The 12,813-nt window shown below is 51.5% G+C and carries 12 protein-coding genes; 9 read left to right on the top strand and 3 right to left on the bottom strand.

Annotation, left to right across the window (positions count from 1 at the left end; translation table 11 throughout):
* Positions 1 to 295: 295 nt before the first annotated feature.
* Complete coding sequence (locus C9J03_RS25425) at positions 296 to 466, top strand: cold-shock protein (protein WP_107291791.1); 171 nt, start codon at positions 296 to 298, stop codon at positions 464 to 466.
* A gap of 226 nt (positions 467 to 692) precedes the next feature.
* On the opposite strand, the gene C9J03_RS25420 is transcribed toward C9J03_RS25425, so the two are convergent.
* Positions 693 to 1,289, bottom strand: coding sequence for a recombinase family protein (locus C9J03_RS25420; RefSeq protein WP_107291790.1), 597 nt, complete (start codon positions 1,287 to 1,289; stop codon positions 693 to 695).
* 723 nt (positions 1,290 to 2,012) lie between these two features.
* Here C9J03_RS25420 and C9J03_RS25415 point away from each other — a divergent pair.
* On the top strand, positions 2,013 to 3,065 hold the full coding sequence (locus tag C9J03_RS25415) for a replication initiation protein (RefSeq protein WP_249031118.1): 1,053 nt from the start codon (positions 2,013 to 2,015) through the stop codon (positions 3,063 to 3,065).
* Between the two features lie 218 nt (positions 3,066 to 3,283).
* Here the strand turns inward: C9J03_RS25415 and C9J03_RS26550 are convergent, their stop codons facing one another.
* Positions 3,284 to 3,910, bottom strand: coding sequence for a hypothetical protein (locus tag C9J03_RS26550; protein WP_146149115.1), 627 nt, complete (start codon positions 3,908 to 3,910; stop codon positions 3,284 to 3,286).
* Between the two features lie 255 nt (positions 3,911 to 4,165).
* On the opposite strand from C9J03_RS26550, the gene C9J03_RS25410 reads away from it, so the two are divergent.
* The 6 genes from C9J03_RS25410 (at position 4,166) to C9J03_RS25385 (ending at position 9,447) form a co-directional block, all read left to right on the top strand.
* Positions 4,166 to 5,047 carry a ribonuclease T2 family protein gene (locus tag C9J03_RS25410; RefSeq protein WP_107291789.1) on the top strand — a complete coding sequence of 294 codons (882 nt, stop codon included), beginning with the start codon at positions 4,166 to 4,168 and terminating at the stop codon, positions 5,045 to 5,047.
* A 1-nt stretch (position 5,048) separates the two neighbouring features.
* A complete protein-coding gene (locus C9J03_RS25405; RefSeq protein WP_107291788.1) occupies positions 5,049 to 6,002 on the top strand; it encodes an endonuclease/exonuclease/phosphatase family protein in 954 nt (317 codons plus the stop codon).
* 120 nt (positions 6,003 to 6,122) lie between these two features.
* Positions 6,123 to 6,845, top strand: a complete 723-nt coding sequence (locus C9J03_RS25400) for a hypothetical protein (RefSeq protein WP_107291787.1) — start codon at positions 6,123 to 6,125, stop codon at positions 6,843 to 6,845.
* A 79-nt stretch (positions 6,846 to 6,924) separates the two neighbouring features.
* Positions 6,925 to 7,659, top strand: coding sequence for a hypothetical protein (locus tag C9J03_RS25395; protein WP_107291793.1), 735 nt, complete (start codon positions 6,925 to 6,927; stop codon positions 7,657 to 7,659).
* Positions 7,656 to 8,174 carry a metal-dependent hydrolase gene (locus C9J03_RS25390; protein WP_107291786.1) on the top strand — a complete coding sequence of 173 codons (519 nt, stop codon included), beginning with the start codon at positions 7,656 to 7,658 and terminating at the stop codon, positions 8,172 to 8,174. The genes C9J03_RS25395 and C9J03_RS25390 overlap by 4 nt, the downstream gene beginning before the upstream one ends.
* A gap of 148 nt (positions 8,175 to 8,322) precedes the next feature.
* The gene (locus C9J03_RS25385) at positions 8,323 to 9,447 is read left to right on the top strand and encodes a helix-turn-helix domain-containing protein (protein ID WP_107291785.1); all 1,125 of its coding nucleotides are present in this window, start codon (positions 8,323 to 8,325) and stop codon (positions 9,445 to 9,447) included.
* 856 nt (positions 9,448 to 10,303) lie between these two features.
* Here C9J03_RS25385 and C9J03_RS25380 read toward each other — a convergent pair.
* Positions 10,304 to 11,731 (bottom strand): sigma-54 interaction domain-containing protein, encoded by a 1,428-nt coding sequence (locus C9J03_RS25380; protein ID WP_249031117.1) that lies wholly within the window; start codon positions 11,729 to 11,731, stop codon positions 10,304 to 10,306.
* A gap of 287 nt (positions 11,732 to 12,018) precedes the next feature.
* Between C9J03_RS25380 and ddaH the strand changes: the two genes are divergently transcribed.
* Positions 12,019 to 12,783: a dimethylargininase gene (ddaH, locus tag C9J03_RS25375; protein ID WP_107291784.1), complete on the top strand. Its 765-nt coding sequence runs from the start codon at positions 12,019 to 12,021 to the stop codon at positions 12,781 to 12,783.
* Positions 12,784 to 12,813: the final 30 nt, after the last annotated feature.

Genomic DNA, 12,813 nt, shown 5'->3' with positions numbered 1-12,813 from the left:
TACATCACAGGATATTACAGCGAGATCAGGCCACATCAATATAACGGTGGTCTGACGCCAAATGAGTCAGAACGGTTATTCTGGAATGACTCTAAAACCGTGGCCAATTTTACTTGACCACTACACATGAAATTAAGTCCTAAGGGCTCTACCTATCGACTAAAGGTCTCGTCTTGAATGCTTCCAGTGCTCGAGGCTATGCTTTTATAAGGAGAGCAATTAATCTCATTAAATTCAACCATTTATCAAATTGCATTCTGGCGGATTATTTATTAGTTTTATTAAGGGGCAGCATATGTCTAATTCAAGTACTGGTATCGTAAAGTGGTTTAACGAAGATAAAGGGTTTGGTTTTATCACCCAGGACAACCGTGGTGCCGACGTATTCGTTCATTTCCGTGCCATCGCTTCCGAGGGTTTCAAGACTCTAACCGAAGGCCAAAAGGTTTCTTTTGAAACTGAATAAGGTCAGAAAGGCCTTCAGGCTGCAAACGTTGTAGCCTTGTAAATCGAAGATTTTACTTCAGAAAATGCTTACTTTGGACAGCATTTTTTATATCTGCTGTTAGCCTAACGAAAAATATAACCACATCATCTCAGCTCCTCTCCCGTCATAAAAACAGTGTAAAAATTCAATTAAAAGCCGACTAAAGTAACATTAAAATGTATTACATTTGTAATACGCAAATCTTCTACAGACCGCGTCGTTTCATGTAATCACTCAATGTACTCGGTGCAGCATCAACCAGCTTGGCCGTTGCCCTGATCCCTAGCCCCATCGCTAGATATTTCTCTATTTGATCACGTTTGGCATCGAGTTTGAGTTTTTTAGCTGGCCCTTTGGGACGACCGAGTTGATGCCCGGCAGCTTTCCTTGCGGCAAGGGCTTCCCTGGTCCGCATTCGGATAAACTCGCGCTCGATTTCACCGGCAAGACCGAGCATAGTGGCGATGATCTTTGACTGCAGCGAACCATCGAGCTGCATGTTCTGCTTGGCAATATGTACCTTCAGTTGTTTTTCCATGCATAGCTCGAGGATCTCCAGTACCTGCAGGGTTGATCGGGCCATCCGTGTGACCTCGGCAAAGACGATGATATCTCCTTGGGCCATGCCATCGAGCAAACCTCCTAATTTTCTCTGCTGCCATTTTTTCCGTCCTGATACGGTGTCTTCAACAAACAAAAGATCGGAAAGGCCGCTGCGGTTGGCATATTCATAAATCCCATGTTTTTGGTTTGAAACATCCTGGCTATCGGTTGAGACACGTAGGTAGGCATAGCTGGCCATAGGTCATCCTTGTCTGAAAGTCATACAGATCACGCTAAAGGATCCTGAAAAGAAAAGGAACTGTGTAACTTGTTGGTAGGGTGCAATAATACCTCCTGTAATGCGCTGTAAGCGAAGATCTAGGCTTTGCAGGGGGGATTTTGCGGGGTTGAGGCTTGGTGCTCTTATATTTGATTGTGGACGCTTTCAGTCGTTACTTGTTTGATGTGGTTAAGGATCATCTGGATATGTTATGTTGTCTGGAGAAATTGAAGCGCCAGAGACTTATCCACATATTCACGCTATATAACAATATATAACCTTATATATAACTATATAGAGTATATAAAGTATATAGAGCCTAAATTGGCCTTTTTAAACAATACGTTAAGTCACTTTAGGTCACATATTTTTCCGGCTATTGATCTTATTTTTCCTGCAACTGATCTTTTTTTTCCTGTAAGGGTCACATTTTTTTCCGATCTGGTGATCTTTTTTTTCCTGTAAGGGTCACATGATTTTCCGATCATGCTTCCGGGAAAATGGGGATAACTCTAAGTCTGTGTTTTATCGGTTAGTTGATCCCTTAAAAGGGTCACACAATTTTCCTAAGAGAGCTTGTTATGGCATGGCAATCAGGCATAATTGGGCTTCTGGTCACTGGATTTTCCGGTTTTCCCGCTGAAATCGGAAAAATATGTGACCTTAACACGCAAATTTCGTTGTTTGATGGGGGGAGGGGCCGTGACCAATTTGGAGCAGCAGCTGAAGGGCACACAGCAGGAAATCGTCCGTACCGATGACAGCAGGCAGTTGCCTGCGCAGTTCTTCAAGAAGAGCCATGACCTGATTTTCAGCCAGACTTCGCTGTCGGCCCGCGAGCATGATCTGATGGCACTGCTGCTGAGCCGACTCCATGAGGAACACTGGGAGTCGTTCAAGAACGGGCTCATTCCCAAGTCCCCGGCCTACAACTTCAACTCCGATGTGCTGTGCGAATGGCTCGGGGTGAAGAAGGCCGATCTCTACAACACGCTGTCCGATACGGCCGACAGGCTCTCTGACCGAAAGGTGGGAATAAAAAAAGAGGGAAAACAGAGTTTTACCTTTATCCCGCTGTTCAAGCGCCTTGAATACCAGGACGCGGTGCTGACAATGACACCCAATGACGAGCTTATGCTCGAGTACCTCGGTGTCTCGCAGGGCCATGCCCAGGTCGACCACCGCGTATTCCGCAAGCTGCGCCGCGAGCATTCCAAACGGCTCTATCCGCTCCTGTGCCGCTTCAAGAACCAGGGTACCAGGCTGCATCCGCAGTCCATCGCCGACCTGCATGCCTTCTTCGGCCTGCTCAACGAAAAAGGCGAGCTGATCAAGAAAAGCTATGCCAACAACAAGGTGTTCATCGAGCGGTGCATCAAGATGTCCATCGAGGAGATCGCAAAGACAGACCGTACTATCGAGTTCGATATCGGCCCCGACGGCTATATCGGCTACCAGCCGATCAAGAAGGGCCGCAAGATAGACAAGATTGAATTCCTCTACAGCTGGGCAACGACCTACGAGAAGAAGGCTAGGGTCCGGGAGCCCGAGCTGGTCGCGGCACTGACCTATGAGGATGCGGTGGAATCATACTGGGATATCGAGCTGGAGCGGGCCGTGCCGACACCGGCGGAGTTCCATAATGTGAAGAACCGATTGGGCGAGCTGGCGATGGATGATGCCATTGCTATCAACGAGGGGTTCATGCGTAAATTCAAGGGTGCCATGGCTATCGTCGAGGGGATCGATCTTTGATAATCTCTTCCTGGGGCGATGACCCCCGAGGTTTCTATTAGGCCATTGATGTAAGTGATCAGAGATATTTAATTTTTTGTTTTCAAATATAAAGTTATAGTGCATTAGAATTTCATCTGTCGATCCAGCAACACTGTAACTGACAATCCCCCTATTTCACCCCGGCCCAATCTATACCGAGCAATCGGCACCGCAGGACAACTTCCCCCCGCAAACTGTTATTGTTGCAAGCACATTTGCGCTACGCGACAAGGATAGCCTAACGGAATAAACCAGGGACGGATACAAGGACAGGGCGCTGTTGCAGCAGCGTAGCCTGAACAGGAAAGGAATAGCATAGCCACTCCATTCTGCCGCTTAAATGCGGTCGTATCAACTCGTCCTCTTTGAACCAACTCCCAACTTTTCAGGAAACCGACTTTTCCTGGTCGTAGCGGGGCAACCACGCCAGCGACGCTAAACAAATGGGCGGCCTGCCGGTAGGCAATACGGAAGAAAGCAACAGGTCGGTGACAACCGGACTCCCGTCTTGACGGGGACGTGCCCGTTCCACGGTACAAACCGGAGCGGGCGATAAGCAGGTACAGGCTAAACGGGTGATAACCATCAATAACTGCCCAGCTGTTAGGTATGACCGAAGGTGTGACGATGTCACTTCCTTGATATGGCGCAAACCAGCAGGGAAACGGAAGAGAGTAACGCCTCGACCTGCAGCGGTACTGGCGAACCGTGCGACTATGCCCAGCCCCAACTAATCTGTCGCAGAACCATCGCACCTGATAAAGGATCCGGAAGAAGAACCAACATACCTCCCCCGATGGAAAGGCGGGTTGATGCCAACGCACTTGTCTGGCATCACCCAGCCCCCGTCATAGATACCTGTACGCGAAAAACGTCCGATATTCACGTACAGCGACCCGCTCATCAACCATCGCCAAACCACACCTAACTGTTTACCCCTTAGTCTCCGAAAAAAAATTTCGCCCCTGTCCGGATTTAACAGCGGTCAATTGGTCGCTTTGTGACCAGCAGTGCAAACAGTACTGCATGGCTTTGTATACTCTTTGGGAGACCAACCAACGCGCAAGGACGGAGGAAACATGAAGACCTGGCTAACCCTGCTGTTCATTCTGGCCGTACCAACAGCAGCGACCGCGGCAAGCTTCACGGCCACTGAGCAGTGCCCGCACTCACAAAAGCTTAAGGAGTTGAGCAGCACGAGCTCCCTGCCAACACTTACTATCGGGACAACCTACGAAGCACTGACATACAACACCACCAAAGAAGAGTTCATCTGGATCAAGGTACCCGGCCTGGGCAGCCGATGGACCTATGCCCGCTGCGGTAGCGCCGAGGGCGAGATCGGCCACAACAACACCGTAAAGAAAACCGAACACACCCCCGGAGAATTCGATTACTACAAACTTGCGATCAGCTATTCGCCTGAGTTCTGTATATCGAAGGACGACTACAAGCAGGACCAGTGCAGCCGGGACTGGATCGTCCATGGCCTATGGCCGCAGTACTATGACAGCACGGAAAAAGGTTACCCACTTGAGTGCGCTACCTTGCCTGACGCTTTTGATGAAATAGACACCGCGATGGTTTGGCAGTACATGCCTTCGGATTTCCTAATCGGGCACGAATGGAAACGGCACGGTACCTGCTCCGGCCTCAAGCGCTCGGAGTACTTCGCACTGACAGAGAAGCTCTGGCAAACCTTAACCCTACCAAGGTTGCAGCACCGCCAATACAGCGCCAAAGAACTGAAAGGACATATCATCGCACCAAACAAGCAACTAAATAGCGAGATGATTGAGATCGCTTGCGATGAGAACCGCAGCTTCAGGAAAGCCAGCAATGATACCCTCGACGAGATCCGTATCTGCTTCGACCGCAGCGGGGAACCGATGGCCTGTACAGAGCACGAGCAGTCCTGCAGCACCGAGCGTATCATGGTAAGGACCATAGCAGGAGGCTAGCATGGCAACAATCCTAGAGGCGCCCCCGCCTGCTGTTGCCAGCGAACAGCAGAGCCTTGCCGGATCGCTTGACGCGACCATTCCCAGCAAACACGATGGAAACCTGCTGATCGGGACATGGAATATCCGTAGGTTCGGCAACCTTACCCGGGACTGGGGGACAAGCGGCAATGACTACAGCCCGAAGCGGGATCTCCGGAGCCTGCTATCCATTGCCAGTATCATCAGCAGGTTCGATGTCTGTGCGGTACAGGAGGTAGGCAGCAACCTGAGAGCATTGCGGGATATGATGAAGTACCTCGGAGATCGCTGGGCCTTTATCATGACCGACGTCACCAGGGGAAAAAAAGGCAATAGCGAGAGACTTGCCTATATCTTCGATACCGATCGGGTACAACTGTCGGGGCTTGCCTGCGAGCTGGTACTCCCGCCAGAAGTCCTCGGAGACCCGAGTAACATCAGCAAGCAGTTTGCCCGGACACCCTATGCGGTGAGCTTCAGGGCGGGGAGCGAGACATTTATCCTGGTGACTGCCCATATCCTCTATGGTGACAGCAGCCAGGAGCGCGTTCCCGAGCTGGAAGCCATCGCCGAATGGATGGCAGAGTGGGCGAAAAGCAGCAAGCGATTCCACCATAACCTGATCCTTCTTGGTGATTTCAATATCGACCGGAAGGGAGATCCATTATGGGATGCATTTAGTTCAACGGGCCTTGTCGTCCCCGATGCTCTCAACAGGGTACCGAGATCGATTTTCCACGCCGGGAAGGATGACAAATTCTACGACCAAATTGCCTGGTTCACCCGGTCGAAGAAGGCCCAGCTGAATATGTCATTCCTGGATGCCGGTAATTTCGACTTCGTCCCGATCCTCTACCCTAGCCTCACCCGGCAGCAGCTGTCGCACCGTATTTCCGACCATTATCCCTTATGGGCCGAGTTTGCCCGAAGGTAGGTAACTGACAGGATTCATATTTCACAGCACAGTACAATGCCTCGCAAAACGGGGCATTTCTTTTCCCCTAGAAACAACTACTGCACTAACCTCAACCTCTCGCAGCCATCAGAGAGACACATGCGCTTCCTCAAACTCCGTACCGACCACAAAAGGATCCGCCGCGACGGCAGCCGCTATGTCACCCCCCTTATCGTCGACGCGCCGCGCAAGTTTGCCCCGAGCGGAAGCCGTACCGAGACCAGCCTGAAGCGCACCCGCTGCCAGCTGATCACGGGCGCCCACGATTCCGGAAAGAGCCGCTGGCTGGCCCGGCTGCGTGACAGCCGCAGCGAGATCTGGGGCCGCAAGCCGCAGCCGGTATTGCTGGAAGGGCTGATGCCGCTGTCCAGCTGGGTAGAAGTGAAGGGGATAGAACGATGGTATGCAGAATTTACCGCAGGGGAAGACAACCCGACATCCTGGCAGCGGCTCAACCTACAGCAGAAGGCCGATCTGCTTGCCGACTACCTGCTCGATACCCAGGCGCTGCTGTTTGTCGACGATGCCCACAGGCTAACCGGCCGCAAGGCGCAGGTAGCCCGCAGGTGCATGATGTCGGCCAAGCTGTGGCTGGTTGCCGCCAGCGAGGAGGGGCGCCTGCCGCCCTCCATCCGCCCGGTCATCGAGCGCCGCGATCCCCAGCGCACCAACCTCGAGAGCGACGTCAGCTACGATACCACCAAGGCGCTGGTCTGGTTCCTCGTCGCGCTCTGCGTGGTCGCCGGGGCCTGGGAGGCGGGGGCGGTGATCGGCGGCCTGCAGATGCTCGGCAGCGGGAGGCGCTCGGCCCGTGCTGACTAGCATCGTAAGAATACTCCTCCGCGCGCTGGTTGTGGCCCTGCTGATCCTGCTCGCCGCCCTGGCACTCGCCGCCAGCCTGATGCTTCCGGCTGATGCAAAAGCGGCGGAAGAGGGGAAAGGGTGGAATATCAGCCTGCCGTGGATCCAGCCTGCAGAGCCGCCGCCGGATATCAGGCCGTTCGAGCTGCCGACGCTAAAAGGAGAGGCGCCACATTTCGTGACGCCGTCACCGGCACTGGTGCCCGCCCCGAAGGTCGACCCCGATGCCATTTTCGCGGTGGTCAACAACTGCTACCCAGAGAAGACCAAGTTCAAGATCGACCTCAGCCTGGTTGCCGGGATGCGCTCGAGCGTGGATCAGTTCGACAACAGCAACTGGCCGGCGATCACCGACCACTACATCGGGGTCGTCGGCGAGATGCCGCTCTACTCGACCACCGAGCAGGCCAGGGAAAGGGAATGGGAGCACAAGCGGCGGGTCGGTACCGCCAAGAATGTCGCGACCTTCGCCCAGGCGCTGGCCAACCGCAACCACGCCTACCGCGAGATGGGGCTGTACCTGGTGATGGAGGCCCGTTCACAGGCGCGGGTCAGGCAGGGGATCGCCAATATCACCGAGCAGGTCGGTTTCCTCGAGAAGGTCGCCGCAGCCCAGCGCGATATCCTCAAGTACGAATCCCAGATTGTCGAGAACCGGCTGGCGCTGATCTCGATGTGCGACACCGCGCGGCAGGAGCAGGTAAACAGCTACCTGAAGTCTCTGGCCTACCTGCCGCCGCCGGATACCGCATTGCAGCAAAGGTTGCCCCAATGAAATGGCTCAACCATACCCTGATTGCCGGGGCGGTGTGCGCGGTGATCTCCCCGCCCCACGTCGCCGCCTGCGTGGCCGGGGCGACAGCACCCGACTGGTTCGAGTACATCGCCAAGCTGGCGGGCCGCCATATCAAGCACCGCGGCCCGACCCACGTCTTCACCCATTGGCTGCTTGCCGCCGTGGCCTTTACGTTTATCTGGGACTACCACGGGCTGCTGGCCGCCTTTGCATGGGGCGGTGTCAGCCATATCCTGACTGATGCCATGACGGTTTCCGGCGTGCCGTTCTCGCCCTACAGCGACCGCCGCTTCCACCTGTTCGGCGGGCGCTTCCGCACCGGCGACCCTATCGAGTATGCGATCGCCGCCGGGGTAGTGGTAGCCTGCATCGCCGTCGGGCATATCACCGGAGGCGGAGGCTTCGCACCGTTCTTCTATGACTGGGGAGGCCTGTACCAGCAGGGCCTGATCGACGGTGCCGAGTGGAAGGCCAACCGGTTCAGACTGATATAATGTATTACAAATGTAATACATTATAAGTAACAGAAGGTCCAGCTATCGTACGCTAACTTTAATGTCACCCCATGTCACCTTGGCGAGGCCATAGGTGACATGGTCTGGTGGTATCATTCATATAAGTTGATACGGAGCAGATACTTATATGAACGACAACCAATTAGCTACTGTTGACTCTCGTGTTGTAAAGAAATGCCGAAAAGCCCAAAAACACACCCAGGAGTCACTAGCCATGGCTATAGACAAGACGGTACGCCAGGTAAAACGCATAGAAAAAAATGGAAAAACAAGCCAACAAACCGCAGGAGCACTGTGCCGGGTATTCGGGATAAGTCAAAAGCAGCTAGAAGGAAAACAAGCTCTCGAGGAGTACTTACCACATTACTGGTGTCAGGAATATTTCTGGAAGGATAAAGAATGGAAACCGGACGGTTTCAACACTGCCGGACAGACATTCGGCCAACTTGGAACCCTCATCCAATTCATCACTAATACGATCGACGAAGAATATGCAACGGACAAGTTCAGTCCCTGTGAATATAACCTAAGGACAGATATCAGTGAGGATGCGGAATCGAACATTTTCACTCTTGATTTCATCCTTACCTACCCCAAGCACCCACACCTCCCCTCAACTAAAAGGAGGTTTGAAATAAGGCCGTTCCGTTTCAATGAGCAGGGAATGATGTGGGCCGAGTACTGCCCTCTAGAAACTGAGGCTTTTCACTTCTGGCTCAAGGAAAACCTTTCAAAACACGTCACGGAATATACTACGGCCTATCACCAAATTAATGGACAGGCACAATATTGCCTGGAGCTCTTCCCGCAACCCGATGTTGCTGATTTCCAGAGATACCTCTGTGAACGTGGGATAAGCAAGCCAATAAGTATGCTTAACTGGTTGACGGATGAAGAAGGAATGCTTGGGGTAATATTCAGTTCCCAAACCGAAGCTATCAATCGTACGGAAGATGAATACGCAGCCTTCCTAGATAAATTTTCCGAGTGCACAAACATCCAGCGCTTTTATTTCGATGAAGTCGCGGCATTGAATGCGAAAATTTCGGCAATCATCAACCAAGGCCGGCCATCAAGCATTACTGTGAGCGACAAAAGCGAGGCTACAGCCATAAAGATGACAAATACCCAGCCCAGCGGGGACGATATGGTTTTGAAAGTATCCCGGCGAGCCCACGGATACAATGAAGAGTTACCGTGGCCAACTAGGCATCTGCATCAATTGCTCAGCAAATATAAAACGCAAGGATAAGTTAATACTGCAAATATGGGGAGGCAAATCAGGTTCAAGCATAATGTATTTCAATTGTAACACAATAAAGATAATTAAGTGCTTAAATATAAATAATTTAACCAGATCTAAGTAAATTATATTACGAAGGATGAATCCCATTACTTTTTGTGTTACAGATATCTACCTGTAACACAAAAAGGCCGCCAGAGACGACCTTTAGAGGTTCGGTTAACGGGCGTTATCTTCAATTACTCGTACACGCTCGAAAACAACTTCTCCACATTTCATAATCGTCAGGATGCCTTAAATCGCATTGGTACTTACATTGCTCAGCATTAGCAGAAAGGACTATTGGAGCAGGGAATACAACAGAACTTCTCTTTTCTAAGTCGCCATTCTCATTTAATACTGACGCCAACACTCCTGTGACACCCAAGCCAACACAAACACTAAAGATAAGAAACAAAGTTTTTGATTTCATAATAATCACCTTCGCTTACACAGTGTGCACTTTATGTGATAGAACAATCATCAAGAATATTTTGAGATGTAATTCACAAAAATTTACTTTAAAGCACTTTATTAAATCTATTTTTCTTTTGGGTGTATGACGGTACAGGAATGTTAAATACACCAACTAGCCCTTAATTTTGGTATTTCCAGCCCGTAACGGGTGATTACCCAGAGTGACCATAAATATGATTGAAAGTCTGTGGCAGTTTGAGGGCAAAAGATACCAATTCCACGTACAATCATGGATAAGTTGTACGTAGCATGGCGGAAAACTTTTTGATCTATAAGACGCAAAATCGAACACAAGAACCTTTAACGGCAACGCCGCAGGGTAACGATATGGTACGCATAAACAACAAATTTAAGTACTGATGCCATATTTGCGCAGCTTGCTCTGCAGTGTTGTGCGGGGAATTTTTAGCTGCCGCGCCACTTCGCTATGGTTGCTTTTACACCGCGTGAGGGCATTGACCAGCAACATCTTTTCATAGCCTGCAAGATGTTCGGCCAGCGATTCGTCAGGCTCCCAGCTATCTGCAGGCATCCACTCTTGGTGAGCAGGTACTGTATCGACAGAAAGCGGCTGTTCTTGTATTGAGCCCAGGTGCAATGCACTCAGCACTCCTTCGCTTAACTGCGAGCACATCAGCATGCAGCGCAGCACCACGTTCTCCAGCATCCGGACGTTACCGGGCCAGGGCCGTGACTCCAGCGACCGGATAAAGTCCGGGGTATAGCCTGTTATAGCGGTATTGAGCAGCGGGTTATGCTTGCGGATAAAATGCTCAACCAAATGCGGGATATCATCCAGCCGCTGTTGCAGCGGGGGAAGCACCACCATGCAGACACCAAGGCGGTAAAACAGATCAGAGCGCAGCTCTTTTTTCTGTATCGCGACTTCAGGCTGCTCGTTCATGGCGGCGATGTAGCGGATAGAGACAGTCTTTTCATTGTTACCGCCCAGCGGGCGGAAGGCGCCGTCCTGAACAACCCGCAGCAGCTTGCTCTGTACCTCTATCGGCATGGAGTTGATTTCATCCAAGAAAAGCGTACCGCCATCAGCCAGCTCAAGTAACCCCTTCTTGTTTTCCGCACCGCTAAACGCCCCCTTGACCGTGCCGAACAATGTACTCTCGATTAGGGTCGGCGGAATCGCCCCGCAGTTGATAGTAACCATCGCCACATTGCTATGGCTGCCGTTGAGGTGGAGATAGCGGGCAACCAGCTCTTTGCCGGTACCGGTTTCCCCGGCGATCAGTACCGGAAGCTGTGTCTGGGCGAAGGTTCTCACATCCTTGAGCAGCCGCTGAAACTGTTTGTTCTCGGTGACAATCTGCAGGCATTGCTTTGTCGGAGGCTGGCTTTCCTTCAGGGATTCAGTCAGGTGGATCACGTGATCCGTCAGCTCCCTTAAGTTGCTGATGTCATGAACGACTTCAATCACGAACAGCACCGTGTTACCAACATCGGTTATGGGAAAGGTCGATGAGGTCATGGTCATCACTTTACCCGACGGTGCCTGGTAGCTTTGGGCCCTGTTCCAGATAGGCACTCGGCTACGTAGCACCTGGAGCATCGAGCTCGAGTTTCTGGTAAGGGTTGGAAACACATCCAGCAGCTTGCGGTTGAGTACCTTACCGACGGCGATACCGTCCAGCTTGGAGCTAACCTCGTTATAGGCTACAACCGTCTCTGATGCGTCGATAATGATGTAGGAGCTGGCGATGCTGTCAAAGACTGTCATCACCTGGTTAAGAAACGATAGTATCTCCGCGGGGTGTTTCTCCATCTCAGTCCCATCCCTAAACTGACGAATTATCGTCATATTAAACCACGCCATTACTGCCAATTTAGCGAGATAATTCACATAAAAATCAAATAAATTAGGTAGTTAGATATAACCTGCCGAAATTTCATCACTGATGATATTTCGGCATGCTATCCCGGCCGACCACAGCCATGAAAAACAACTTAAAACCATGATTTTAAAAGCCTTTAAACCAGAAAATCAAAATGGCACGGTTCTCGCTATGTACTGAGCACAGACGTTAGAGACGAATATAAAAAGGACTGACTATGTTTAACTACATTATTGCGCGTACCCCCTGTAAAGCACTGGTTGATGGCATTTCTTCCGCTGACGAAGGCAAACCCGATTACGAGCTCGCCATGAAACAGCACCTGGCGTATTTGGATGCTTTGAGAAAGTGCGGCGTGGAAATTTTATTGCTTCCACCGCTAGAGGATTACCCTGACTCTGTCTTCGTTGAAGACCCTGCGCTTTGCACCAAACACTGCGGCATTGTGACCCGCCCCGGAGCCGATACGCGTCGCGGGGAAATCGATTCGATTGAGCCGGCGCTGCGCCGTTTCTACGGGGACAAAATTGAACACATCAAAGCCCCTGGCACCCTGGATGCCGGTGACGTGATGATGGTGGGTGATTCCTTCTATATCGGCCAGTCGGCTAGGACCAATGAAGAAGGCGCCATCCAGCTGATTGCGATACTCGAGAAATACGGTATGTCAGGCCACATCGTTCCCCTGGAGGAGGTGCTCCACCTCAAAACCGGGCTGGCCTACCTGGAAAACGGTAACCTGCTCGCTGCCGGCGAATTCATCAACAAGCCTGAATTCGCCCACCTGAACATTATCGAGATCCCAGAAAACGAAAGCTATGCCGCCAACTGTATCTGGGTGAACGGTACCGTCATTATGCCAAGCGGCTACCCGGCAACAGAAGGCAAAATTCGCGAGCTGGGATACAAGGTGGAAACCGTCGATACCTCGGAATACCGCAAGGTTGACGGTGGCGTCAGCTGCATGTCGCTACGCTTCTAATCAGCTATGGAGGAGGGCAGGGGTGTCCTC

Origin of the sequence: Photobacterium gaetbulicola (assembly GCF_003025515.1) — a bacterium.
GTDB classification, from domain to species: Bacteria; Pseudomonadota; Gammaproteobacteria; order Enterobacterales; family Vibrionaceae; genus Photobacterium; species Photobacterium gaetbulicola.
The sequence above is the reverse complement of the archived record's forward strand: the minus strand, read 5'-3'. Positions and strand labels throughout refer to the sequence as shown.